The organism is bacterium SCSIO 12844 (assembly GCA_024397935.1).
Taxonomy (GTDB): Bacteria; Pseudomonadota; Gammaproteobacteria; order Francisellales; family Francisellaceae; genus M0027.
This window is the reverse complement of the sequence record CP073743.1, coordinates 1,680,316-1,705,561: the sequence shown is the minus strand read 5'-3', so window position 1 is coordinate 1,705,561 and position 25,246 is coordinate 1,680,316. Positions and strand designations below refer to the sequence as shown.

The window sequence follows — 25,246 nt, the reverse complement described above, 5'->3', positions numbered from 1 at the left end:
ATGGTCAAATAATCTTTGATAAAATAATTGAACATTTTATTGTTTTACTTAAGGATTGGTATATGCCTTGCACTCAAGAAATGCAACGTGTAGTTGATTTATTTGAAAAGGGTTTAGCTTTTAGTTTATTGGTAGATAAACAATATTGGTTTGGCTATGAAGAATATGGTTTTTTGGGATATGCAAAAAGGGAAACTAATTCAGTAACAGCGGGGTTAAATGCACTTGAATATGCATTTACTGAAAATTGGGATGATAAATCTATTTCACTTGATTTAGTCACATCAATACATCAAAAAGTTACAGAAGATGTTAATCCGCATCCATTATATAGCGCTCAGTTAAGACATAAAAAACAAGATGATAATGAAGTTAATCATATTAAACAAGGCATACGAACAACACCTGTTTATTTTGAGATTAATGAAGCTGAGCCAATTTGTGAGTCTGATTTAGAAGTAGATTTAGAAAGTATTCAAACTAATAAAGCAAAATTGATATGCACAAAAGCAAATCAATTGGAACAAAAATTAGAAGCAGCAGACTCAAAAGAAAGTTATAATAAACTATGTTATCAATATTATAGTCATGCAAAAAAATATGATTTTAAACTAGGTAGATCAAAACCAGGATATTCATATTATGTCATTCCACCTTTAACTAAAGAAGAGATATTAGCTAATTTAGATAGAGTCATTAATACTTATAATACACAACTACCACTTTGTCAGAGTGATACAGAGCGCTTAGAATTAATTTTTAAAACTGTTAAAGGTGTCGAATTAACACATCCATTTTATGATGCAAACTTGAGAACTTCAGTTATTTTGTTGCAGAGATTATTAGTGCAAAATGGGTTTATGCCAACTGCTTTTTTTGATCCAAATCGGATAGATAATGTATCAGTAAATAATTTAATTAAATATTATCAGGGACGAGATGGTGTTTTAGCAATAGAAAGGTTATTAAAAAGTCATGAAAATAGAGTAGAAATCGAAGATACTTATGAAGATAGTCAGCCATTTTTCAAAGATAAAGTAGAGTCTCAAGCAAGGCATATTATACAAGATAATTGGGGTGATTCTTTTGAAGAAATATATCATTTAGGTGATCAGGTTAATAATTATTATAAAAGATCAGCAGAAATTGCAACTAAAATAAATAATGCACATAGTGAAGATCATAAGGATACTGTTATTAGTAGCATTGGTCATACTGACATACCAGAAACACCTTTTATGCTAGTTCAGCAACAACAGAGTCATCAGCAGGCTAGTACAAGTAATACTACCTCATTATCTACCTATGGCTAGTATTTAATTTTTGAAAGAGTCATTTCGCTGAATTATTTCAGGTTTTTTAAAACCAAATCAGAATCAAGTAATGCGAGATTATTTAGCTTTAATTGAAAAGAGTAAAATTTTATTGTTTCTTTGCATTAATCTTAATTAAATTTTTTTATTGATAATAGCTATTTAGTTATCATCTATACTTAGTTAATGAATTATCTTAAAACAGGTTATAAATTAATTAAATGAGGTAATAACCATTATGAATAGACTTATTTATATAGCTATAGTACTAATTTTTAGTATTAATATGTCTTATGCTACTACCTTTGTTAAAGGTATTAATTACTCACCTGATCATAACCCTAGCTGGGTTAATTGGCAAAAAAGCAATGATTCAGGTAGTATGAAATCATCTGTACAAAATGATTTAGTTGAAATTAAAAACCAAGGATTTAGTGTAATTAAATCATTTTATTCAACTTACTGCCCATATAATGGGCAAAATTGTATTAATATTACTAAGCTTGCCGATGATGCAGGTCTAAAAATCTATTTAGGGGTTTATGAGTTTGATGGCTCACAAGGTGCAAATTGGACGCAGGCTCAAATAAAAGCAGCGGTTGATGCAGCAAAAACTTACCCAAAAACTGTTTTAGGTATTGTAGTTGGAAATGAAGATGCATTTGATTGGCAAGGTCATCCTGTAGATGCGATGCAGAAAAGAATTGCAGATGATATGAATAATATAAAAGGTCAATTAAAAAGTGCAGGGTTAAGTATCCCTGTTTTAACTGCACAAAGACAGCCTGATTGGCAGCGACTTCATAGTAGTGACCCGCATGGAATTATTACAGCTTCAGATGTAATTGGTGGTAACTTCTATCCGTTTTGGGGAAATTCACCTGAAAAAGATGGTGGTCAAAGTGTTGCTTTGAAAATACCACAGCAAGTTTCAGATTTATCAACAACATTAGGTAAACCAGTTATGGTAACTGAGGAGGGATGGCCAAGTTGTGGTAATAATCCAAATACTCAAGATAAAAATGTTTCTAGTATGAATGATTATTATAATTCTTGGAAAAGTAGAACAGACAATTTTGATAGCATGTATTTTTCATTTTATGATAAACAAGGATATTCTAATTGCGCAAATGGTGATGCAAATAATTATTTTGGCATTTGTGATAATTTAGGACAAACAAAACCGGCAAGTAGTATTCATTGTAAATAGCATTTATATCTCTGTTATATCTAAACTTTCAATTGCAGCTTTAGCACTTAATTCAATCACTTTATTATTAGGTTTTGCATCTTTTTTATCTTGAGTATAATAAATACTAATAATAATTGGTTTATGATTAGGTGGCCAAAGCACTGCAACATCATTCGTTGTACCATAATCACCAGTACCCGTTTTATCGCCTGTAACCCAATTGTTTGGTACGGCAGCTCGTATACGATAATCACCTGTATTATTTGATTTTAACCATTGTTGAAAATAATTTTTTTGCATTTGATTGAGTACATTACCAAGTGCTATTTGTTGCATACTATAAGCCATTGCATATGGCGTTGATGTATCTCTATTATCACCTGGAATTGCAGTATTAATATTTGGCTCCCAACGATCAAGTCTAAATGGTATATTACCAATACTGTGTGCAAATTGAATGATCTTATCATTGCCACCGAGCTTTTTAATTAATAAGTTAGTTGCAGTTGTATCACTATACATTGCAGCTTGTGAAAGTGCTTTAACACTCATACTTGGTTTACCTTGTTTTAAATTGGCAATTGTATAAGGCGAATAAGCATTAACTAAATCATTAGAGCTATAGTGAATTTGCTCCGTTAATAATTTTGGATTGTTATTATTTTGATTTAATATTGCACCAACAACAAGAAATTTAAATGTACTGCAATAAGCAAATCGATCATTTGCATGGTAGTTCAAATTTGAGTTATCTGAGGTATCAATTACTGTAATACCAACTCTACCACCATATTGAGATTCAATTTGTTGCATTTTTTTCTTAAAAGCTAATTGCTTAATTTGATTGGCAGTTGATATAAATGGAATAGCAAAAAGTATAATACAAGAAATAAATTTTATTAGTTTATTCATAAGTAATGAAATTTGATATTAAGTGTTTTATATACTTTAAAACTAATTACATTGTAAGTCAAATATTTAATCATTTTATATGGCTTAATTTAACCTGAATTTAAAGCTATTAAGTAAAAAATAATCAAATATATTGAATTAATAATATATTAAACTATATTTAAATTTAAGGGAAGGTTGCATATTGGAGGTGATAGATGAAATATTTTACATTAAATTTAGTTTTAGGTTTTTCTATATTCATAGGAACTACATTATTTCAAACGGTTCAAAGTGAGCCATATAATTATGGTGAGGCATTACAAAAATCAATTTATTTTTATGATGTGCAACGAGCAGGTAATTTGCCAGAGTATGGTAGTGAGCCAGGTAAAAATAGAGTATTTTGGCGTTCTGGTTCTGTTTTAAACGATGGAGATGATATCAATGTTGATTTATCTGGCGGTTTTTTTGATGCTGGTGATCATGGTAAATTTGGTTTACCAATGGCTGCAACATTTTCATTTTTAGCATTAGGTGCAATTGAATATTTAGATGCTTATGATAAAAGTAATCAGCTTGTATATTTATTAGAAAATATGAAATGGGCGGGTGATTATTTTGTAGCTACTCATATTAATGATACAACATTTGTTGCAGGGGTTGGTGATGGTAATTTAGATCATACATTTTGGGGTGCACCTGAAATTGTCCATCTTGCAGGGTCAGCAAGTATTAGAGAGTCATTTATTGTTGATGAAAATAACCCAGGCTCTGATGTGACTGCAGCAACGGCAGCAGCTTTAGCATCAATGCATCATTTATTTCAATTAGCAGCTCAACTCAATCCTCAAAAATATCAATTATATTATCAGCATGCACTAACTAAAGACTATTTAGGTCATGCAATATCACTTTATAATTTTGCAGATCAATATCGAGGTAAATATTCTGATAGTATTCCATTAATTCAACCGTTTTATAATTCATGGAGTGGTTATCAAGATGAATTAGTATGGGGTGCTTTATGGTTATATCTTGCAACATCAGATAATACTTATCTGATAAAAGCAGAAACTTATTTTGATGACTTAAAATATGCTAATTTTAGATGGACACATAATTGGGATGATGCAAGCTATGGTTCATTGATATTATTGGCTATGTACAGCAACTCATCTAATAAATCATTTTATATTAATAAGTCTAAAGAATGGTTAGATTATTGGGTTGATAGCTTACATAAAACACCACAAGGTTTAGCGTGGCTTTCAGAGTGGGGGGCTTTACGTTATAGTGCTAACACATCTTTATTAGCGTTTATTTTTGCAGATTACTTACAACAAGCAAATGATTCAAGTGCAGCAAAATATGAAAATTTTGCACAATCACAAATTAATTATATGTTAGGTGATAATGAGCAGAGTCGAAGCTATGTTGTCGGTTTTGGTAATAATCCGCCATTACGTCCTCACCATCGTGGAGCTTCTGGTGTTTATACAAATAATATCAATCACGATCCAGTTGATAATTTACATACACTTTATGGTGCATTAGTTGGTGGCCCTTCACAAGATGGAAGTTATCAAGATAACCGCGATGATTATATCAAAAATGAAGTTGCATTGGATTATAATGCAGGCTTTACAGGTGCATTAGCGCGAATGTATCAAGCATGCTTTAATATGACTAGTTGCCAGCCACTAAATAACTTTCCACCAACACTAACAGATGAGCAAAAGCGTCTAGAGTTCTCAGTTGAAGCAAAAGTTAATGCTCAGGGAGCAGATTTTAGAGAATACTCATTATTTATTAAAAATAAAACAGCTTATCCAGCACGAGCAACAGAAGAATTAACAGTGCGATATTATGTTAATTTAAAAGATGACATACAAAGTGGTGTTAATCCAAGTGATGTTCAATTACGAATTAACAATTTAGATGGCAGTGCAATCATGCCTGGATTAAGAACGTATAATGAATCTGAAGGTATTTATTATGTTGAGTTAAAAGTTTTGTCTTCAAGTAATCATGGGTTATTAAGACCAGGTGGGCAGAGTGAGCATCGTCGTGAAATTCAATTTAGAATCACGATGCCAGAAGGTTATGTTGGACATGATTTTTCAAGTGATTGGTCAGCTTTTGGTATTGATTTAGCTAATCAGTCTAATAATCGAGTTGAAGTTAATCATATTACTATCTTTGAAAATGCTCAGCTTGTTTATGGTTTATTACCAAATGAACAAGAGACTAATACAAATGATAACTCACAAGAAGATAATAATGATAATTCTAATACAGATGACGCTTCTAGTTCTTCAGACTCATCTGATACTACTGATGACCAAAATCAAGAAGATAATGCGAATCAAAATGATGATACACAGTCTGATACAGATAATAATAATACTTCAGATAGTGATACAACTAATCATTCTAATGTAGTGTGTAATGTTGATTTTACTATTGATAGTCAGTGGAATGGTGGTCATGTTATTCAAGTTAAATTAACTAACTTTTCTGGTTCAACATTAACTGATTGGGTATTACAGGCTAATAATCTTACCTCGGTGGTAAACAGTTGGAACGCTATTTTTACTCAAAATGGTCAATCAACATTAGTTGAAGCAATGAATTATAATCGAAATATATCCAATCAAGAATCTGTTAACTTTGGATATCAAGGTTCTGGTAGCTTTATTCTGCCATCAGAAGTTACTTTAATTAATGGTTCAGTTAATCATTTGTGTAGCATTAATGGCCAGTCATCAAACTCTGGTACAAATTCAAATGATGATAATACCGGTAATGACTCACAAGATAATATAACTGATGATAGTCAAAATAATGACCAAACAGACAATAATACAGGAGAAACCAATGATAACAGTAATGATAATAACTCAGATAATGATAGTGCCATTTGTGCTATATCAATTGAAAAAGATCAATGGTCCACAGGCGCAACGATTCGATTAAATATAACCAATCAATCCAACTCAAAAATAAATAATTGGACAATAAAAACAAATTTACCTGATCAAGCTACTTTATCAAATGGGTGGGGAGGTCAGTATAGTTTAGAAGGTAATACTTTAACGATTAGACCTAAAGCATGGAACGCATCAATTCCACAAAGTTCAAGCTTTGGTGATATTGGTTTTGTGATGTCTTTTCCACAAGGGTCTCAATTTAGTGATGAATTATTGCAAGTTAAAGTTAATGAGCATTTATGTGATTTTGACTAATAATTAAATCAGTGATAATATAATCACATATAATATTTGGCGTCACATAGGTTGCAAACATGCCTCGAAGTAAAACTCATATAAATAATTTAATTGACTCTATTCTTAAACTAGAAGACATGGAAGATGTTAGAGATATTTTATTATCTGTATTAAATGAGTCGATTATAGCAATTCCTTATTCATCGACTTTAAAAAGGCGATCATATACAGAACAATTTGATCGAGAGTATGAACATAGTCGAGCTGCTGCAACAGTTAAGCAAATTCATTTTTTTAATAAATTTGGTTCAGAAGGCGATATATATGCAACAGCTAGATGGTTATTAGCAATTGAAAAGACTCAAGCAGAAAATTGTGGTGGTATTGCATTAGATGCACATTATCGTTGTAAGAAAAAAGGTTTGAATACAAATATTTTATCATTAGCAAATGAAGATGGGTCTCAGCAACATGTTGTATTAACTTTTAAATCAAAAGGCAAATCTTATATCTTTGATGTTCAGCATGGTGATGTTTATCCTTTTAATGCAATGACAGAAAAACTAAAATTATGGGATAGTGATGAAGATCATTTTGTTCCGTATAATTCTGCAAAGCATAAATCTCAACCATTTTTATCGACATCATATTCATTAGAACAAATTGATACAGCAAAATACGATATTCAGAATGATTTATTAAAGTATAATGCTATTATGGAAAATGCTAAGAAAGAATTATCTTCAAAGCCTAGACCTTCAAGACCGTTAGGTATATTTAAATCAGAACAAAAAAGCTACCAAAATCAAAAACCATCAAAAGGATCAATCTGCATAATTTCATAGTAGTTAAAAGTTTTGCTATTTTTGACTAATATTTGTTCGTTCTTTCAATTTATGATATATTAATAAAATTACATTTATAAGAATAATTAATATGGGTTGTACAGATGCCAAGATCTCAAGAAGTTCAAAAAAGAAATTTTTATGAATCAATGTTTGCTCCTAATATTAAAATTCAAAGTACAGTTAATACTACTTTAGATAACGTTCTAGATGAGTCAATAGATGTAATACCTTACTCTTCAACATCTGAAAAAGACTCAGATAGTCACCTTAAAGTTGAAAGCACTCTAAAAGAAGTTTACTCATTAAATAAATTTGGTGAAGTTGGTGATTTATATGTGACAGCCAGATGGTTATTAGCAATGGAGGTAACTGGGGCAGAAAACTGTGGTGGTATTGCTTTGGATGCACATTACCGCTGTAAAGAAAAAGGTTTGGATACCAATATTTTATCATTAGCAAATGAAGATGGGTCTCAACAGCATGTCGTATTAACTTTTGAATCAAAAGGTAAATCTTATATTTTTGATACTCAGCATGGCTATGTATATCCAATGGATAAAATGAAAGAGAATTTAAAATTATGGGATAGCAATAAAAATATGTTTGTTTCATATAATGAAGAGGTTCATAAGGCCCAAAAGTTTCTTGATACATTTTCATTAGAAGAAGTAGATAAAGCAAAACAAGTTATATCTGAAGCCAAATTTAAATATGAAAACCCTACAAATTTAAATATACAATCTCCACCACACCACTTTACAATAAAAGCAATTGAAGCTGAAAAACCAAAAGCTAGTCAATCTAGTAATAAAGAATCTAATGGTTGCGTAATCTGTTAAATATACCCAAAACCTTATCAATATTGCTTATTTATATTATAATTTATCAAAATTAACTTTTATGTTTATATGAGTAGAACTTGAAACCAGCAAAAATTAATTGGCAAGCATCAGGTGAGCCAATTTCGCAACAATTTGATGATATTTATTTCTCTAAATCAGGTGGTATAGAAGAAACTGAATATGTATTTATACAGCATAACTTTTTAAAAGCGCGTTTTCTAGCGTGCGATGATCAATTTGTAATAGCTGAAACTGGGTTTGGCACAGGTTTAAATTTTCTAGCTACAGCTAAATTATGGCAACAAACAGTAGCTAAAACATCAAAATTAATTTATTACTCAGTAGAAAAATATCCACTGACTAAAAAAGACTTGGAGCAAGCATTATCACTTTGGCTCCAATTAAATAAACTATCAAATCAATTAATTAAAGGTTATCCAAATACCCTTTATGAAGGTAACTTCACAATACAAATAGCTGATAATATTACCTTAGTTTTATTGTTAGGTGATGCTTTAGATGTATTTAAGCGAATGGATATAAAAGTTGATGCTTGGTTTTTAGATGGCTTTGCACCTTCAAAAAATGAATCTATGTGGAAAGACTCGTTATTTAAAGAGATTGCTAAATTAAGTAAAAATAATACAACATTTGCTACTTTTACTGCAGCAAGTATCGTTCGCAAAGGGTTAGAAACTTGTGGTTTTAGTGTATTAAAAGATAAAGGCTTTGGCTTTAAACGCGAAATGCTTTATGGCAGTTATAACCTAGAGAAAAAACCTTTACCTAAAACTAAACCTTGGTTTATGCCAAAACAGAAAAAACAAACAATAAATCATGTTGCAATTATTGGTGGTGGTTTAGCTGGATGTGCACTAGCTTATGAGTTATCGAAAGTAAAGATTAAGTCTAGCATTTATGAAAAAAGTGATGATATTGCATCAGGTGCATCAGGTAATCCAGTAGGGATGGTAAGACCTTATTTAACACTTGATTATAATGCTTCAGATCAGTTTCATAGTACAGGCTTTATTCTTTTAGAGCAGTTTTTAAATCAGCATAAAGATCAGATTCAATTTAATCAGACTGGTCTAATAGAAGTTATTCAACAAATAGATGAAGTCTGGTATCAAAAATTAATCAATAAACGTCAATTAAATACAGATATTATACAATTAGCTGATTCAAATAAGGTAGCGAGCTTAACAAATTTAGCTATGAATCATAAAGCATTTTATTATCCAAAGTGTTTTTCAATTTATCCAAAATCATTATGTCAGTTATGGATACAATTAGCGGATCATTACGTTGATATAAAGATGAAACATGATGTAGTAAATTTAAATAAAATTGATAATAGTTGGCAAGTTGCAACACAAAATAGCAGTTATAAATATGATGCAGTTATTATTGCTGGTGGTTATGGCGCAATTAAACACTTTGAACAAACTAAAGATATACCTGTATTTGCTTCAGTTGGACAAATAACTTGTATAAAAGGTGATTTAAATAGTCAAACTATGATTTCTAATGGTGGTTATATAGTAAAAGATTGTGTTAATGGTCTCTATGTATTAGGTGCAACTTATCGTGATAATGGAGATTACGCATTAGAAGTAAGAGAGCATGATGATCAGTTAAACCTTTCTTTACTAGATAAGCTTGGTATTGATAAGCGCATGGTTGATATTTTAAGTTCAAGAGTATCTATGCGCTGTGTAACATCTGATCATATGCCTTTAGTAGGGCGAGTGCCAGATTATGGAGAATATAACAGTTTATATCAATATCATTTAGCAAAAGGCACCCCATGGTGGCAATTAGATCAACCTCAGTTAAACGATGGATTGTATATTGCCAGCGGCTTTGGTTCAAAAGGTTTAGCATCATCCTTAATTAGTGCAAAAATCTTAACGAATATACTAACTGATTCATCTTGTATATTTCCTTATAATTTAATTGAATCAACTCATCCAGCACGTTTTTTAATAAGGATGTTAAAATCAAAACAATAAACTTGATTCACAGGGCTGATCATAAGAGAATAATCTATATATTCAGTTAATACGGAAATCAATTAAAAGGTAGTTTATGTGAATATGTTTAATAAGACTCAATTTATTATTCTAACAGTAATTGGTAGTGTGGCTTTAACTGCAATTAGTGGCTGCGCTCCTGCAGTTGTTGCGGGTGCTTCAGGTGCTGCAATTGGTACAGCAGCTGGTGCTAATAGTGTACCTGTTAAAACACAAGCATCAGATATGCAAATTAAAATCAATGCAATTGATTTATTAAAAGACTATCCAGCACTCAAGAATAATTCCAATGTTGAAATTATTGTATTTAATAGAATTGTTTTATTACTAGGACAGGTACCAACAGAGGCGATTCAAACTTCTTTAGCAAATAAAATTGCTAATTTAGCTGGTGTTCAAATTGTTTATAATCAATTAACTGTAGGTCCGTCTGTGAGTGTTGGTACCTACGCATCAGATAGTTTAATTACAACTTCTGTTATATCAAGCTTAATTGCAAATGGAATAAATAGTTTTAAATATAAAGTAGTTACTGAACAAGGCATTGTTTATATGATGGGGGCGGTAACAAAATCAGAAGCTAAAGAAGCATCAACTGTAGCGAGTCAGGTATCTGGTGTTCATAAAGTTATAGAAGCATATTCAATTGTACCTTCAAATAAGGATGATCAGTATGCTAGTGATTCCTCAATGAAGCAAACTTCGGTTGCTAATGATAATAATGATTTATCTTCTAATGAACAATCGATGGATGCTAATAAAGCAAAAAGTAATACAGCGATTGGGCCAGCAGGGCCTGTGTAATCATTAATAGAGAAAGTTTGTGATTGATTTGAATGATTATTGTTTTAAATAAGTTATATATAAACCATAAAAATATCTACGATAAAGTAATTATTAAATAATCTTTTCAATTACATCTTCTTGATTAGATCTAAATTGTTGTTGTGGTTTTTCCATAGCACTATAGCCAAATGCACATAAAACACAAACATTAAAATCATCAAGATTAAGATTTTTTTCATTTTCTAAAATTTTAGTGACATTTTCAGGCTCAAAGCCTTCAAGCGGGCAACTATTAATACCAAGTGATGTTGCAGCATTGATCATATTAGAAAGTGCAATATAGCATTGGCGTTTTGCCCATTCATTGGTTTCTACACCCATAATAAAGTTACCTATAACATCAATATAGCCTTCTTGCATTTCATCAGGAAAACCTTTAGCAGCTACTTTTTGTTTAATATAATCAGTTGGTCCTCTGAAGTTATGAGATGCACGACTTAAGATGACAACAAGAAAGTTACTAGTAGTTATCTGAGGTTGGTTCCAGCATGCTGGTAATAATTTTTTTCTTAATTCTTTATTGTGTACAACGACTAATTTCCATGGCTCAAGCCCAAAAGAAGAAGGTGATAGTCTAGCAGCCTCTAATATGATATTTTCATCTTCTGGAGTGATTATCTTTGTTTCATCAAACTTTTTACAAGCATAACGGTTATGTAATAAATCAAGATAACTCATTTAATAATCCTTTAAAATAAATCAAATTAAAAAATGATCATACGGTTGAAATAGTTATTATGTCAAGCCTCAAACTTAAATCATCTGATATTAACTGATACTGCTTTATGTTATGCTAACTTCAAATTTTACAATGTAATTTAAATCAATATTTATATTTTGGATATACCATGCAAGCAAGCAACAAAGTACTTGATTTTAAAGATGTAACCATTATGGCTGTTACTGCCAATTTTGGTATTCGATGGATACCAGTTGCCGCAGGCTTAGGTGCTTCAGCTATATTTTTTTGGATTTTAGGTGCGATTGTGTTTTTTGTTCCTTTAGTTATTATTGCTGTTCAACTATCAAAGAGTCACCCAGATGAAGGTGGTATGTATGCTTGGACTAAAAGGGCATTAGGTGATCAAGCAGGGTTTATGGTTGCTTGGTTATACTGGATTAACACAATTTTTTATTATCCAGCAGTGTTAATTTTTTTAGCAACGAATTTTGCTTATTTTATTGGAAAACCTAATTTAATTAGTAATCATTATTACATTACCTTTATGGTATTAGGGGCGTTTTGGTTGATTACGATTATTAGCTTTTATGGTATACGAGCAAATAAATATTTAGTTGATATTGGTGGTATTGTTGGTTCGTTTATTCCTGCAATTGCAATTATTATTTTAGGCTTTGCCGCTTATTTTATTAGTGGTAAGAGTGCAACTGACTTTTCAGTAGCTAACCTAGCACCGCATGGTAGTATTTTTGAAAACCTATCAACACTAACGATTATTATGTTTGCTATGGCGGGTATTGAGATTATTCCAACATTTGCTAACTCAGTAAAAGATGCTAAAAAAACACTTTATTATGGACTAATGCTATCAGCTTTTATCTTATTTGGCTTATATATTTTAGGAACAGTTGCATTAAATTTAGTTGCATCTCCATCTCATATAGAAAGTGCTGCAGGGTTAATGCAAGCATTTAATATTGTTGGTCATGAATTTAATATTGAGTGGTTTGCAAAATTAATGTCCTTTTTATTAACTTTTGCTGAATTTGCTGCTGTTAGTATTTGGCTTTTAGCGCCTGTAATTATGTTTTTTAAATGCACACCTAAAGATGTTTTGCCAGACTGGTTGCACAAAACTAACAAATATAATGCACCAAGAAACGCACTGATTTTTATGGGGATTTTAGTAACAATTATAGTTTTATTAACTAATTTTTTACCGACAGTGAATGCGATGTACCAAGCATTAATTTTAATGGCAACGGTATTGTATTTTATACCTTATCTATATCTTGTAATTGCATATATTAAACTAAATAGTAGTAAGCGCAGATATATCTATGGCATATTAGTTTTCTTATCAACTACACTTGGGATTATTTTTAGCTTTCAGCCACCACATAGTTTAACAACAACCTATGATATTTTTATTTATGAATTAGAGTTAATATTAGGCCCTACAATCTTTCTTGTAATTGGTTGGCTAATTTATCGGCTAAGAGTTAAATAATAAGTTATATATAAACCATAAAAATAAGGAAATACCATGCGATTAGCACATATTATGATTAGAGTTAATAATTTAGATGAATCAATTGATTTTTATCAAAATATATTCGGTATGCAATTGTTAAAGAAGACTGATAATCAAGCGTACCGCTATACATTAGCTTTTATTGGTTATGGAGATGATGTTAATTCAGTTACAGCAATTGAATTAACATATAATTGGGATAAATCAGAGTATAATCATGGTGATGCCTTTGGCCATTTATGTGTGGAGGTTGATGATGTTTATGAAAGCTGTGAAAGGATAAAACATCAAGGTGGTGTTGTTACAAGAGAAGCTGGCCCAGTTAAGGGAGGTAGTAGTATTATTGCATTTGTCAAAGATCCTAATGGTTATCAAATTGAACTAATTGAGAAAAAGGTTAGATAGCGTTTTTTTCTTTTTCAATTTAACACGTTAGCAATATTAACTTTAGGAAATTAGAAAAATGCGTTTGAAGGATAAAGTATCTATTATTACAGGTGCTGCTAGTGGGATAGGCAAAGAAATTGCATTTGCATATGCTAAAGAAGGGGCTATTGTTATTATTGCTGATATAGATTTTAAAACAGCAAACACTGTTGTATCTGAAATTAAAACATCTGGTGGTCAAGCACATGCAGTTGCAATGGATGTTACAAATGAAGAACAAGTTCATAATGCTGTTGAAGAAGTAATTAATCAATATAAACATATTGATATCTTAATTAGCAATGCAGGTATTCAATATATTTCACCTATTGAGCAACTTACTTATGAAAAATGGAAATTAATGCTATCTCTTCACTTAGATGGAGCATTTTTAATAACTAAAGCATGTTTGAAGTATATGTATCAAAATAATAACGGTAGTATTATTTATATGGGATCAGTCCATTCTAAAGAAGCTTCTGAATTTAAAGCCCCTTATGTAACTGCTAAACATGGATTACTTGGCTTATGTCGCGTCGTTGCTAAAGAGGGTGCAAAATACAATGTTCGTGCTAATGTTATTTGTCCAGGTTTTGTTAGAACCCCATTAGTAGAAAAACAAATTCCTCAATTAGCAAGTGAATTAACTATTACTGAAGATGAAGTTATTAAAGATGTGATGTTAAAAAATACAGTTGATGGTGAGTTTACATCTGTAAAAGATATTGCTGAATGTGCTATTTTCTTTGGAAGTTTTAATAGTAATGCACTGACGGGGCAGTCAATTATTGCAAGTCATGGTTGGTTTATTGAGTAGAAAGATAAAAAATAGACTTTTGTAAGTATTAATAATCAAGACCTGAGCTTTCTTCTTCCTGTTTTGGAAAGCTCATTAACTGAGGAGGTTGCCCATATGAACTTTCCTTCATTTCTTTATAAATTTTCTCTCTAATAGCTATATATCCTGCTTCTCTATTACTATTAATATATGGATTATTTGATAAGTTATCTATACTTGATTTATTTATAAGGTGACTTTGATTGGTTAAGTTTATTATAGGTATGAGATCTTTTTTACTATCTATATACTGTCGAAACATAAACATTTCAATCATATCAGGGCATTGTTTTGTTTCTAGTAGATTAAATAACTGATAAAAATTTACAAAGTTTTGTGGGTTTTTAATTTCTATTGTTTTGATCTGTCAACCTTTTACTAGACACTTGGCTATGGGATATTGTGGTTGATTAAAATAATTTCTTTCAAACTCCTCTGGTGATAAATAGTTTAACGTTGAGTGCATCCTTTGGCGGTTATAAAAAACTTCAACATATTCAAAGATACAGCGCATTGCTTGATTCCTAGTTTGGTATTTCTGATCATGTACAACTGCTAATTTCAAAGTATGGAAAAAACTTTCAGCTACAGCATTGTCATAGCAGTTAACCGTACTACTCATGCTTAATCTAATTCGATGCTTTTTAGTTAATTGATGATAAACTCGGCTTGTATATTGAGATCCCCTATCAGAGTGTAATATCAACCCTGAATCAGGCTGTCGCCTTTTAACTGCTTGATTAACTGCCCTTAAAACTAAATCAGCTGTAATACGCTGACTCATAGCCAAGCCAACAACTTTCCTTGAAAATAAGTCAACAACAGTTGCTACATATAACCATCCTTCATTAGTTGGCACATAAGTGATATCACTCACCCATACCTCATTAGGAGCTTCTACCATGAATTTTTGTTTTAACAAATTAGGTGCAACATAATAAGGTCTTTTACTTTGATTGGTGGTTACCTTAAACTTTCTTCTTGCTTTAGCATAAAGCCCCAATTCTTTCATTAGCTTAGCAATACGTTTACGACCGACATAGATATCTAGTCGTCTAAGTAAAAGCTGTAACCGCCTTGTGCCATATTCTCCCTTTGAGTTTATGAATGCTTTGATTAACAGAGGGCGTAACTGGCTATTTATTATCTCTTTCTTAGACAAGTTACCACGACTGTACTGATAGTAAGCGCTACGACTAACACCAAAAATCTTTGCCATTCTCTCAATTGAGAAATCTCGCCGATACAAATTAATAAATTCATAAAGCTCGGCTCTTTTTACTTTTTCTTTGAGAAAATGGTTAACGCCTTTTTTAATATATCACGCTCCATGCTAACATCAGCTAATTGCTTTTTAAGCGCAAGTAATTCTTTTTCTTGTGCCGAGAGTTCTTTGGGTTTAAAGCTTTCATCTCCTCGTTGACGATACTCACTAACCCAGTTGTATAAAGTAGATTCTGCTACTCCTAATTGCTTTGTTAATTCTGATAAGCTTTTTTTACCATTAACATATAACGATGCTGCATTACGTTTAAATTCAGCATCATAAGAATGACGTTTTCTAGTTGTCATAAAGTTCTCCTGGTTTGTTGATAAGATGATAATTCATCCCATAACAAAGTGTCTACCTAATGGTAACCAGATCATTTTGTCTGGAAAGCGATAATGATTAAGTTCGCTTAAAATTTCCTTTATGCTTTCTATACTTTGATCTGTATAAATTGTATTTACGCGACTGTAGCGATTATGTTCAATTAAAAACTTTAAGTTTTTTAGGCTTTTCTCAAGTTTAGATATATTTAAATTCTCAACATTTATTTTCATAATATCTCATCATGGTTAAACTGAAATAAGAAGCAATATGATAGAATTTTATATTTATCTTGAAAATGCTTTAAATGTAAAATTATGATAAAATTTAACCTAGCTTATGATTAACTAACCATTGGTCATGTAGCCACATGGGTGTTAAACGTTGATGCTTATTAAAATCCCAATGTATATTTCGTTCAAAGGTTATGATATTACCATAGTAATCTACAATAACCCATGCCCAGCGATCAATCTTAGGTATATAGCATTTTATTTTTAAACCATTAATAATGCATTTTTTATTATCAATGGTAATTATTTCTTGATGTTGGTCTATCCAATGTAATTGAATATTATCAATTACAATCACAGGGTTAAATTCTAGTCTTTGATCAGAATTGCAACTTGGTAAATTTAATATAGGCTTTTCGGCAACTAAGTCATGAGCATATTGATTTAAAAAAACGATAGCTTTTTCATAAGCTAGCTTATGTGTTGGTAATTTATTTTGAGATTGTTTTATTTGTTTAGTTAAACCAAGTAGTTGATGGGTTGACTGATTAATTAAAATGCTGATATGTTCCGCATTTAAATGCTCAGGTTGTTTGGAATATCTTATTAATATAGCATTTAGCTTTTGACAATCAGTGTTAAAAGAAACAAACTTTATTGTTGATAACTTAAAGTTATCATCATTAACAAATTGATTAGCAATATTTAAAAAATCGTCTGATATTGTATTGAGTGGCTCACACTTAGGTTTAGTTAATAATTTACCTAATCCCCAAAATTCATACTGAGGTACAATAGTGGGATGAGATGTTGTTATTTTTATGTTATTCATGATTTTTACTCCTCATATTAATTATTTAGATGTAATATAGCCGTAAAATGGATTAAATAAATCAGTAAAAATTACGGATGGCTACAGATTCAATTGATGTACATTTAAGTGCACAAAATAGTGAAGTGATTGTTAAAACAACTCAATTGCTTCAGTTAATAGATGCCGATTATTTTCTTTATTATGTGCGTTATGATAATGGTAATGAATTGAAATGTAGTAACCGCTATGATTGGATAAATTACTATACAAAACACGACCTCTATGAAGATAGTGTTATTTACGCAACTAGATGGGATCAGATAAAAGATAATGCATTTTATTTATTTGACTATTTTGAGACTAAGAAGATTAATGAATTAAGATCTACTGAATTTAATATTGATCATATTATTGCTTGGATTAATTCAAGTAATGATCATTACCTTGAAATGTTTCAATTTGGGGTGATAGAAAGTAACTGTCATATGATGAATTTTTATATCAACCATTTAAAATTACTTAGGCGCTTTATTACTTATTTTAAAAATGAATTAGTACCAAACCTCCAGTTAGAAAAAGAAAAGTTACTGATTACCCCTTATTTGATTCAAGAAAATGTTAAACACCAAATTGATAATGATAATCAACGTTTTAATCAGTTTCTCAATCAAACAAAAATTAAAGCTTTTAATTTAGAAGGGCAGTATCATGGTATTCGTTTGACAGCAAGAGAATTAGATTGTTTGTATGAAATTGGTAAAGGTTTTACTATGAAGGAAATTGCTAAAAACTTTAATATTTCTCCTAGAACAATAGAGACACATTTAAATCATATTAAAGATAAATTATCGTTAACAACAAAGTCAGATTTAATTAATTTTGCTCGTAATCATTTAGAAGATTTTTTATAATAGGTAACTTGCCTTAAATATGGATATAATTAATAAATAAGTCGCTTAATTATATAGTTTGTATTACACTACTAGTATAATACAAAGAAGGTAATAATATATGGTTCAATGGTTTCCTCAAGGAATTGCAACAGGAAAAGCATTCTGCAATAGACTGAACGAACGTTCAATGTTGAAAAAAAATATTGAAGCTCATGAAAATATCGTTTTGGTTGCACCTAGAAGATATGGAAAAACGTCATTAGTAACTCAAGTATTACATGAATCTAAAATTGCTGGTGCACATTTAGATTTTTTCTTCGTTTTAAGTCAAGATGATGTGACAAAAGTGATTAGTGAAGGCGTTTCAAAAATTGCTTCAGAACTGGTCTCAACTGCTGAAAGTAAGCTAATTAAAATTATTAATAAATTAAGAGAATATCAGCCTAAACTGATGTTTAATGTTTTTGGTACAAAGATTGAAATTAGCTCTAAACAGTCAAGTGATAAAAGCATTTCTGAGATGTTGTTATCTTTAGATCATTTAGCTAGAGAAACAGATAAGTCTTGTGTTTTAATCTTTGATGAGTTTCAACAAATTGGTCAGTTAACAGAAAACCATGCTGTTGAAGCGGCAATACGTCATGCTGTTGAGCGTAGTAATCATGTCAGTTACATTTTCTGTGGTAGTATAAGGCATTTGCTTAATGAGATGTTTAGCAGTAAAAATAGGCCGTTATATCATTTATGTGATTTAATGGAAATATATCGAATTTCAAAAGATTCTTATTTTCAGTTTTTACAAAATGCAGCTATTTCAGAGTGGGGTGTAACTTTAGATAATGATGTTATTGATGAAATATTAGATTTAACGGAGCATCATCCTTATTATGTTAATGCATTATGCAGAAAAGTATGGTGTGAAGATAAAGCACCAACACTATCATCCATTCAAAAAGCATGGATTGATTTTACAGAAAAGCAAAGTTCATGGATTGCACAAGATTTAAGTCAACTGTCTTTAACACGTCGTAAACTATTATTTGCATTAGCTTTAAATCCAACTTCTGAGCCGCTAGGGCAAAGTTTTGTACAAAAAACTAAACTAGGTACATCAACGGTGCAAAAATCATTAGATGCGCTAATGAAGATAGATTTAATTTATCGGGATGAAAATCAGCACTATCGTGTTTTAGATCCATGTGTTGCATATTTTATACGTGAAAATTCATAAAAAATAATATTAGGACTCTATGGTGAATTTTTAATAGGAAAAGTTATATACAAACCATAAAATATAAATTTTATATATTTTGCTGCTTTATTGCCCAATTAATATGTTCAAGTACCATTTTATCTGAAATTAACGTCTTTTTACTTTCTAAAGCTTTAATAATTTCAGGGTTATAAGATGCATTACCTAGTGCAACTGCGACATTTCTCAACCAAGATAAATAACCAACTCTGCGCATTGCTGAGCCTTCTGTCTTTTTCAAAAATGTTTTCTCATCCCATTGAAAGACTTCTAATAAGCTAATTTGGTTAAAGTTATGACGCATTTTAAAATCTTCAATGGTTGTTAATTTAGCATAGCGGTTCCAAGGACAGGCTAATTGACAATCATCACAGCCATAAACTCTATTTCCAATTGCTTTCCTAAATTCAATAGGAATAGGGCCTTTATTTTCAATCGTTAAATATGAAATACAACGACTGGCATTAACTACTTTAGGTGCAACGATTGCATTGGTTGGGCAGATACTAATACATGCTTTGCATTTACCACATAAGTCTTCAGGCTCAGTTACATTCTCTGCTTTAAATGGGATATTGGTATATAATTCCCCTAAAAAAAACCATGAACCTTGTTTATTTAAAATATTACTATGCTTGCCGGTGGAACCTAAGCCAGCTTTTTCAGCTAATGGTTTTTCTAATACCGGCGCACTATCAGTAAATGCTCGATAATGGTGATTAGGAAAGAAAGAACTAATATATTCAGCTAATTTTCCTAAACGTTTACGTATCACTTTGTGATAATCTCGCCCCCAAGCATAACGTGAAATCATTGCTTGTTCTGATGGACTATTTAAATTAGTTATTGTTTCTTTAAGATCATATTTTTCTGTTAAATAGGGGACAGTAACAACAATAACACGTTGAGTTCCTTCAACTAGTTGCTCTGGGTGAATGCGTTTTTCATAGTGGTTGGTCATATAATTCATACTACCATGGTAGTTTTGACTCAACCAGTTATTAAAATGAATTACATATCGGCTTAAATCACAATCAGTTATACTAATATTTGAAAATCCAAGTGATCGCGATTTTTCTTTGATTAGTTGCCAAAGCTGAATAAGTTCTGTTTCTGTCACTAGAGCAGTAATATTTAATTATTTGAAAAGAAATATAGCTAAATAATAACTTAGAGTCAAATTTTAATATACTGAATTCATTTCTGTTTGGCAATGAGTAAGCAAACTTTCTTGTGATTGTCTTAAGTCATTTTGATGAAATAAATGTTCAGGTGTATCACCATATGAATGAAAATAACCATGGCTTTCAAGTGCATCTCCAATGTTTATACTAAAACATTTATAGTTTATATCCGCTTGATTAATAAATATTTTACCATTTAATTCTATCGTGAGTGCTACGCTTTTAAGTATATTTAGCAGATTAAGTGAAATTAAAAAATTTTTGTCACAAAAACTAATTTCATATAATTTATCTAGACTATTTTTATTAGCTTCTTGATTTTTTTTTAATAACTCATTCAAATAGATATAATTTGTAATTCTAATATTATATTTCATGGCAAATAGCTCTTATATGTTAATATCAACAAGATTGCTATTATCAATATTTAAATATAAAAAGCAATGCTTTCTATCCTTGATCTTGAAATAAAATTATTTATACCATTTAGATAAATGATTAAAAATTATATCTATAATAAAAATTAAAATTGTTAATTTAAAAGTGTACTTCTATGATCAAACAAATTATTAAACCAAAAGAAAAGAACCTAGGAGGGTTCAGCGTTAAAAGGCTATTACCAAGTCGTAATCAATTAATGATTGGCCCATGGATTTTCTTTGATCATTTTGGACCAGTAAATTTTTCTCCTGGTGAGGGTATTAATGTAAGGCCTCATCCTCATATAAATTTAGCAACAGTGACTTATTTATTTGAAGGTGAGATTTTTCATCAAGATTCTTTAGGTAATCAACAAAGTATTTACCCAGGTGATATTAACTTAATGATTGCAGGTAAAGGAATTGTTCATTCAGAGCGAGAAAGAGAGATTATAAAAAACTCTAATCATAAGTTACATGGTTTACAACTTTGGCATGCATTACCAGAAAGTTTTGAAGAAATTGATCCTTCATTTCATCACTATTCAGCTAGTGAATTACCTAAATTAGTAGAAAATGATATTCCGATACGTGTTATGATTGGTCAAGCCTACGGCGCTAAATCACCGGTGAAGACATTTTCTAAAACGCTATATGCTGAAGCTCAAATTCCTGAAGATAAAATTTTATATCTTCCACAAGTAGAAGAGTTAGCAGTGTATGTGGTATCCGGAGAAGTTAAAATTGATAATCAATTAGTTAGTTCTAATGAAATGGTTATTTTCAAAGAAAATACCATCAATGATATTTTAGCAGTAACATCAGCATTAGTTGTATTAATTGGTGGTGATAAGCTAGGTCATCGTTATATCGAATGGAACTTTATCTCAAGTCGCAAAGAGCGTATTGAAAAAGCTAAATCTGATTGGAAAAATATGAAATTTTCGCTAATACCAAATGATAATAGTGAATTTATTCCTTTGCCTGAATAGTATAAATTCACAGTTATTTTTAACAGTAAATTTTAGGCTTTCTAAATTTTATAAAAATTAGGAGTTGACGTTAGCATATAATTATGTAAATTTAAAATAATCAAGTATTTTTTAATCGGAGGTTGCGTCTATGCCAAAAATTTATGATTTAATCGATCAACAAAGAAAAGAAATTGTTAAATCTTTTAATTTGAGTAGGACTGGAGCTGAAATGGATACTAGTAACTTCCCAAACCATGAAAGATTAATACAATACAAAACTAATTTTAATAAATTGCTGCAAAGTGCTATAGAGAGTATTGATTTACTTAATCAAGATGAAATGACTATGGAAATAGATCGCTATCAACAATGCTTAACTCAAGTGCTTGAGAGAGGAATGGATCCTGAAATTTTTGCTGAACATCAAGATAAACAGATGTTTATGTTTACATTATTTAATTATTATGATGATACAGGAATTGAGTATAGAAAAGGTAGCGTATCTGTAAGTGATTATCATGAAAAAATTAAAAGCTTAAGTTATGCAAACTGTACTGTACAAGCTTCTTTATTAGCTGATAGATTAAATGAAATAGGTATAGAGTCACGTGTGTTCTCATTAGGTAGCTCACATGATTTTGTTGTATCAAGGAATGAGGAAGGTAATGTTGTTTTATCAGACCCATGGGCAGATATACAATTGGTAGTTAATCTACCAGATAAAATAAGCCATATTGACGAGCTTAGAAATAATGGTCAAGCAGATAATGTTCGTACAATCATTCAAAGTATATCTAGTCAATTTAGTTGTTGGCAAGATTTTCCTACTGAATGTGCCCATCTTATTGATCATGATAAATTGAGGAATTCAGCCTTTCCTATACAGCAACCAATAGCATGTTTACCAGAAATTGAAGAAAACAAGCTGCTTATAGAAAAAGAAAAGCAACAACAAGATACCCCAAAACTGTTTAATAATCATCAACCTAAACCAAATCAAAAACAGATATGTGTAGTGATGTAATTTAAAATTTAAAGTATCAGTTATAATTAAATTGTTAAATACGACATTATTCGCTACGCTTCATAGTATGGAGTAAAAAAGGAGCGAATCTAATGTCTGAAACAAACATAGCGTCTAATTATGTTGTTTGGTGTGATATACCCGTTGCTGATTTAAAGCGAGCATGTGAATTTTATCAACGAGTTTTAGATGTTGATATTGAAATAATGAGTTTTGAAGGCAATGATTTAGCAGTTTTCTATCATGATAAAGGTAATGGCGCGTGTCTAATGCCGCAAGAGAATGCAATTAGTGCTGAACACGGTGTTTTAATTTATCTAAATGTCAATGGTAGAATTGAAGATGCACTAGATCAAGTTGAAGAATATGGTGGTACAGTAATAGAAGAAGTTCAAGCGTTAGGAGAGTATGGATATCGAGCTGTTATTTTAGATAGTGAAGGAAATAAAATGGCTCTACACTCCGAATAATTATCACTTTTAAGCCCGTGACTTTTTAAATTTGCCGACTTTTAAATGTTTTTCTAAATATTCATCAACTGATTTTTGTGATGCAATATTTGCTTCAATTTGTTCTTGAATAACTTTAGATTTTAAACTCATTTTATATGCTAAATGTAATGAAACTATGCATAAAACTAATGTAACTAAATAAACTTGTGTTTGGCTTAAATAATGTAACGAACCTTCACCATAATTACCTAAATAAGAGATTAGCGTAATACCAATAAAGTAAATCCACAACCAAATTGATTCATATACATTCCATTTTAATTTTTTATGATTGTTTCGTTTTAATAATTGATGAATGCATAGTATGACAAGGCCTGCTATGATAACAAAGCCAGCCTTTGATACAATATGCCAGCCACTCCAATAAACCATTACTGTACAAGCATATAATGCTGCTAATGACCAAATTCTGCCAATAATTAATTTAAATGGACGTGGGTAATCAGGTAAGCGCTTTCTTAGTGTATAAAGACTAATTGGTGCAATAGAGTATGTTAACGCCATTAAAGAAGTTAAAAAAGAAGCCATACTATTCCAACCAGGTAATGGCGCAAAAAATAAAAGTCCTAAAAAGAAGTTAACAATAATTGCAAAGACTGGATTACCTTCAGGTGATACTTTCATAAAGATAGAAGGCAAATAACCATTGCTACTCATGCCATATAATGATCTTGCTGCACTATTTGCATACATTAAAGCTGCAGCAAATGGGCCAATTATAGCGCCGATAAATATTAAGATTAATAATGGATTTAAGTTATTTATTTTTGCAATGGTTGCAAAGGGGCCAAATTGATCTTTAATATTTAAATGCTCCCAACCATTACTTAAAATATTATTGGGTAAGGCTGATAAGAATGCTGATTGCAGTAATAAATAAACTAAAACACAAACAACTACTGAACCAACAATAGCTAAAGGTACTGTAACTTTAGGTCGCTTAGCTTCACCTGCCATTTCAGCTGCAACTTTAAAGCCATTAAATGCAAAAACAATTCCCCCTGAAGAAATTGCAGCAAAAATACCAGTAAAACCAAATGGCGCAAAATTTGTATTAGCTGGGTGTGTTACTTGGTCAAATGAGAAGAAGAAATAAAGTAAAACAGCACTAATTGCCAATGGAATAATAATTTTAATCACAGTTAAAAAACTATTTACTCTAACTAGCCAGCGTAATGAATAGACATTAATAATAGAAACAAATAGTAATAAAACAGCGGCTATTTCAAAACCTGAAGTTGTTAAAGAGGCATCTGAATTTAACAGCGTTGGATAATAAAAGGCTAAATATTGAATCATTGCCTGAACTTCAGTTGGTACTAAAGTTAAATATGATAACCATATTAACCAAGCAAATGTATAGCTGACTAAAGTACCATGAGTAAAGTGGGGAATCCTAGTGCTAGAACCTGTAATCGGTATCATTGAACATAATTCAGCAAATACAAAGGCGATAATAATTACAAGCGCACCACCAATAATCCATGATACCATCGCAGCTGGTCCTGCCAACTGACTAGTATAGTAAGCTGAAAATAACCAGCCTGAACCTAAAATTGCACTTATCGAAGAGAAGAGCAACCCATAAAATGTAACTGAGCGTTTTGCCATATCACACATCCTTGAAAAAATTATTTGCATCAGTTATATAGCAAATTTTGATAACTAGCAA

24 protein-coding genes are annotated in these 25,246 nt (G+C 30.8%); 15 read left to right on the top strand and 9 right to left on the bottom strand.

Features of this window, described 5'->3' with window-relative positions; all coding sequences use genetic code 11:
- The first annotated feature begins 62 nt into the window (after positions 1 to 62).
- Positions 63 to 1,313, top strand: a complete 1,251-nt coding sequence (locus KFE69_08025; protein UTW41460.1) for a Fic family protein — start codon at positions 63 to 65, stop codon at positions 1,311 to 1,313.
- A 238-nt stretch (positions 1,314 to 1,551) separates the two neighbouring features.
- Positions 1,552 to 2,523, top strand: coding sequence for a glycosyl hydrolase 53 family protein (locus KFE69_08020; protein ID UTW41459.1), 972 nt, complete (start codon positions 1,552 to 1,554; stop codon positions 2,521 to 2,523).
- 3 nt (positions 2,524 to 2,526) lie between these two features.
- Here the strand turns inward: KFE69_08020 and bla are convergent, their stop codons facing one another.
- Complete coding sequence (gene bla / locus KFE69_08015) at positions 2,527 to 3,417, bottom strand: class A beta-lactamase (protein UTW41458.1); 891 nt, start codon at positions 3,415 to 3,417, stop codon at positions 2,527 to 2,529.
- Positions 3,418 to 3,614: 197 nt separating this feature from the next.
- On the opposite strand from bla, the gene KFE69_08010 reads away from it, so the two are divergent.
- The 5 genes from KFE69_08010 (at position 3,615) to KFE69_07990 (ending at position 11,156) form a co-directional block, all read left to right on the top strand.
- Entirely contained in the window at positions 3,615 to 6,644 is a 3,030-nt protein-coding gene (locus KFE69_08010; protein ID UTW41457.1) for a glycoside hydrolase family 9 protein, read from the top strand.
- Positions 6,645 to 6,703: 59 nt separating this feature from the next.
- The gene (locus KFE69_08005) at positions 6,704 to 7,471 is read left to right on the top strand and encodes a hypothetical protein (protein UTW41456.1); all 768 of its coding nucleotides are present in this window, start codon (positions 6,704 to 6,706) and stop codon (positions 7,469 to 7,471) included.
- Positions 7,472 to 7,575: 104 nt separating this feature from the next.
- Positions 7,576 to 8,313 (top strand): hypothetical protein, encoded by a 738-nt coding sequence (locus KFE69_08000; GenBank protein UTW41455.1) that lies wholly within the window; start codon positions 7,576 to 7,578, stop codon positions 8,311 to 8,313.
- Positions 8,314 to 8,393: 80 nt separating this feature from the next.
- Positions 8,394 to 10,331 carry a bifunctional tRNA (5-methylaminomethyl-2-thiouridine)(34)-methyltransferase MnmD/FAD-dependent 5-carboxymethylaminomethyl-2-thiouridine(34) oxidoreductase MnmC gene (mnmC, locus tag KFE69_07995; GenBank protein UTW41454.1) on the top strand — a complete coding sequence of 646 codons (1,938 nt, stop codon included), beginning with the start codon at positions 8,394 to 8,396 and terminating at the stop codon, positions 10,329 to 10,331.
- An 84-nt stretch (positions 10,332 to 10,415) separates the two neighbouring features.
- Positions 10,416 to 11,156 carry a BON domain-containing protein gene (locus tag KFE69_07990; GenBank protein ID UTW41453.1) on the top strand — a complete coding sequence of 247 codons (741 nt, stop codon included), beginning with the start codon at positions 10,416 to 10,418 and terminating at the stop codon, positions 11,154 to 11,156.
- A gap of 93 nt (positions 11,157 to 11,249) precedes the next feature.
- Here KFE69_07990 and KFE69_07985 read toward each other — a convergent pair whose 3' ends face one another.
- A complete protein-coding gene (locus KFE69_07985; protein UTW41452.1) occupies positions 11,250 to 11,876 on the bottom strand; it encodes an NAD(P)H-dependent oxidoreductase in 627 nt (208 codons plus the stop codon).
- Positions 11,877 to 12,046: 170 nt separating this feature from the next.
- Here KFE69_07985 and KFE69_07980 point away from each other — a divergent pair, with 170 nt between their 5' ends.
- From KFE69_07980 to KFE69_07970, 3 genes are read left to right on the top strand one after another with little or no spacing between them, the layout of a single operon-like run.
- On the top strand, positions 12,047 to 13,390 hold the full coding sequence (locus KFE69_07980) for an amino acid permease (GenBank protein UTW41451.1): 1,344 nt from the start codon (positions 12,047 to 12,049) through the stop codon (positions 13,388 to 13,390).
- 36 nt (positions 13,391 to 13,426) lie between these two features.
- Positions 13,427 to 13,819 carry a lactoylglutathione lyase gene (gene gloA, locus KFE69_07975; GenBank protein UTW41450.1) on the top strand — a complete coding sequence of 131 codons (393 nt, stop codon included), beginning with the start codon at positions 13,427 to 13,429 and terminating at the stop codon, positions 13,817 to 13,819.
- Positions 13,820 to 13,877: 58 nt separating this feature from the next.
- On the top strand, positions 13,878 to 14,657 hold the full coding sequence (locus KFE69_07970; protein ID UTW41449.1) for a 3-hydroxybutyrate dehydrogenase: 780 nt from the start codon (positions 13,878 to 13,880) through the stop codon (positions 14,655 to 14,657).
- A gap of 28 nt (positions 14,658 to 14,685) precedes the next feature.
- Here KFE69_07970 and KFE69_07965 read toward each other — a convergent pair whose 3' ends face one another.
- From KFE69_07965 to KFE69_07950, 4 genes are all read right to left on the bottom strand, one after another.
- The gene (locus KFE69_07965; protein UTW41448.1) at positions 14,686 to 14,955 is read right to left on the bottom strand and encodes a hypothetical protein; all 270 of its coding nucleotides are present in this window, start codon (positions 14,953 to 14,955) and stop codon (positions 14,686 to 14,688) included.
- A 90-nt stretch (positions 14,956 to 15,045) separates the two neighbouring features.
- Positions 15,046 to 15,996 carry an IS3 family transposase gene (locus KFE69_07960; GenBank protein UTW44037.1) on the bottom strand — a complete coding sequence of 317 codons (951 nt, stop codon included), beginning with the start codon at positions 15,994 to 15,996 and terminating at the stop codon, positions 15,046 to 15,048.
- Positions 15,957 to 16,250, bottom strand: coding sequence for a transposase (locus KFE69_07955; GenBank protein UTW41447.1), 294 nt, complete (start codon positions 16,248 to 16,250; stop codon positions 15,957 to 15,959). Before KFE69_07955 ends, KFE69_07960 begins: the two co-directional genes overlap by 40 nt.
- Positions 16,251 to 16,596: 346 nt before the next feature.
- Positions 16,597 to 17,334 (bottom strand): hypothetical protein, encoded by a 738-nt coding sequence (locus KFE69_07950; protein ID UTW41446.1) that lies wholly within the window; start codon positions 17,332 to 17,334, stop codon positions 16,597 to 16,599.
- 77 nt (positions 17,335 to 17,411) lie between these two features.
- Between KFE69_07950 and KFE69_07945 the strand changes: the two genes are divergently transcribed.
- A complete protein-coding gene (locus KFE69_07945; protein ID UTW41445.1) occupies positions 17,412 to 18,227 on the top strand; it encodes a hypothetical protein in 816 nt (271 codons plus the stop codon).
- A gap of 100 nt (positions 18,228 to 18,327) precedes the next feature.
- Complete coding sequence (locus tag KFE69_07940) at positions 18,328 to 19,440, top strand: ATP-binding protein (GenBank protein UTW41444.1); 1,113 nt, start codon at positions 18,328 to 18,330, stop codon at positions 19,438 to 19,440.
- A gap of 70 nt (positions 19,441 to 19,510) precedes the next feature.
- Here the strand turns inward: KFE69_07940 and queG are convergent, their stop codons facing one another.
- Positions 19,511 to 20,581, bottom strand: a complete 1,071-nt coding sequence (gene queG / locus KFE69_07935; GenBank protein UTW41443.1) for a tRNA epoxyqueuosine(34) reductase QueG — start codon at positions 20,579 to 20,581, stop codon at positions 19,511 to 19,513.
- 63 nt (positions 20,582 to 20,644) lie between these two features.
- Positions 20,645 to 21,022, bottom strand: coding sequence for a hypothetical protein (locus KFE69_07930; protein UTW41442.1), 378 nt, complete (start codon positions 21,020 to 21,022; stop codon positions 20,645 to 20,647).
- 176 nt (positions 21,023 to 21,198) lie between these two features.
- Here KFE69_07930 and KFE69_07925 point away from each other — a divergent pair, with 176 nt between their 5' ends.
- From KFE69_07925 to KFE69_07915, 3 genes are all read left to right on the top strand, one after another.
- Positions 21,199 to 22,056 carry a pirin family protein gene (locus KFE69_07925; protein UTW41441.1) on the top strand — a complete coding sequence of 286 codons (858 nt, stop codon included), beginning with the start codon at positions 21,199 to 21,201 and terminating at the stop codon, positions 22,054 to 22,056.
- A gap of 130 nt (positions 22,057 to 22,186) precedes the next feature.
- A complete protein-coding gene (locus KFE69_07920) occupies positions 22,187 to 23,062 on the top strand; it encodes a hypothetical protein (protein UTW41440.1) in 876 nt (291 codons plus the stop codon).
- Between the two features lie 92 nt (positions 23,063 to 23,154).
- Entirely contained in the window at positions 23,155 to 23,532 is a 378-nt protein-coding gene (locus KFE69_07915) for a VOC family protein (protein UTW41439.1), read from the top strand.
- Positions 23,533 to 23,541: 9 nt separating this feature from the next.
- On the opposite strand, the gene KFE69_07910 is transcribed toward KFE69_07915, so the two are convergent.
- Positions 23,542 to 25,185, bottom strand: a complete 1,644-nt coding sequence (locus KFE69_07910) for an APC family permease (GenBank protein ID UTW41438.1) — start codon at positions 25,183 to 25,185, stop codon at positions 23,542 to 23,544.
- Positions 25,186 to 25,246: the final 61 nt, after the last annotated feature.

Coding starts and splice junctions, on each gene's coding strand:
- KFE69_07925 (UTW41441.1), top strand. CDS start 21,199: ATGATCAAACAAATTATTAAACCAAAAGAAAAGAACCTAGGAGGGTTC.
- KFE69_08020 (UTW41459.1), top strand. CDS start 1,552: ATGAATAGACTTATTTATATAGCTATAGTACTAATTTTTAGTATTAAT.
- KFE69_07940 (UTW41444.1), top strand. CDS start 18,328: ATGGTTCAATGGTTTCCTCAAGGAATTGCAACAGGAAAAGCATTCTGC.
- KFE69_07965 (UTW41448.1), bottom strand. CDS start 14,955: ATGATTGAAATGTTTATGTTTCGACAGTATATAGATAGTAAAAAAGAT.
- gloA (UTW41450.1), top strand. CDS start 13,427: ATGCGATTAGCACATATTATGATTAGAGTTAATAATTTAGATGAATCA.
- KFE69_07945 (UTW41445.1), top strand. CDS start 17,412: ATGGCTACAGATTCAATTGATGTACATTTAAGTGCACAAAATAGTGAA.
- KFE69_08010 (UTW41457.1), top strand. CDS start 3,615: ATGAAATATTTTACATTAAATTTAGTTTTAGGTTTTTCTATATTCATA.
- bla (UTW41458.1), bottom strand. CDS start 3,417: ATGAATAAACTAATAAAATTTATTTCTTGTATTATACTTTTTGCTATT.
- KFE69_07970 (UTW41449.1), top strand. CDS start 13,878: ATGCGTTTGAAGGATAAAGTATCTATTATTACAGGTGCTGCTAGTGGG.
- KFE69_07990 (UTW41453.1), top strand. CDS start 10,416: ATGTTTAATAAGACTCAATTTATTATTCTAACAGTAATTGGTAGTGTG.
- KFE69_07955 (UTW41447.1), bottom strand. CDS start 16,250: ATGACAACTAGAAAACGTCATTCTTATGATGCTGAATTTAAACGTAAT.
- KFE69_08000 (UTW41455.1), top strand. CDS start 7,576: ATGCCAAGATCTCAAGAAGTTCAAAAAAGAAATTTTTATGAATCAATG.
- KFE69_07915 (UTW41439.1), top strand. CDS start 23,155: ATGTCTGAAACAAACATAGCGTCTAATTATGTTGTTTGGTGTGATATA.
- KFE69_07930 (UTW41442.1), bottom strand. CDS start 21,022: ATGAAATATAATATTAGAATTACAAATTATATCTATTTGAATGAGTTA.
- KFE69_08025 (UTW41460.1), top strand. CDS start 63: ATGCCTTGCACTCAAGAAATGCAACGTGTAGTTGATTTATTTGAAAAG.
- KFE69_07910 (UTW41438.1), bottom strand. CDS start 25,185: ATGGCAAAACGCTCAGTTACATTTTATGGGTTGCTCTTCTCTTCGATA.
- KFE69_07985 (UTW41452.1), bottom strand. CDS start 11,876: ATGAGTTATCTTGATTTATTACATAACCGTTATGCTTGTAAAAAGTTT.
- KFE69_07920 (UTW41440.1), top strand. CDS start 22,187: ATGCCAAAAATTTATGATTTAATCGATCAACAAAGAAAAGAAATTGTT.
- KFE69_08005 (UTW41456.1), top strand. CDS start 6,704: ATGCCTCGAAGTAAAACTCATATAAATAATTTAATTGACTCTATTCTT.
- KFE69_07950 (UTW41446.1), bottom strand. CDS start 17,334: ATGAATAACATAAAAATAACAACATCTCATCCCACTATTGTACCTCAG.
- KFE69_07980 (UTW41451.1), top strand. CDS start 12,047: ATGCAAGCAAGCAACAAAGTACTTGATTTTAAAGATGTAACCATTATG.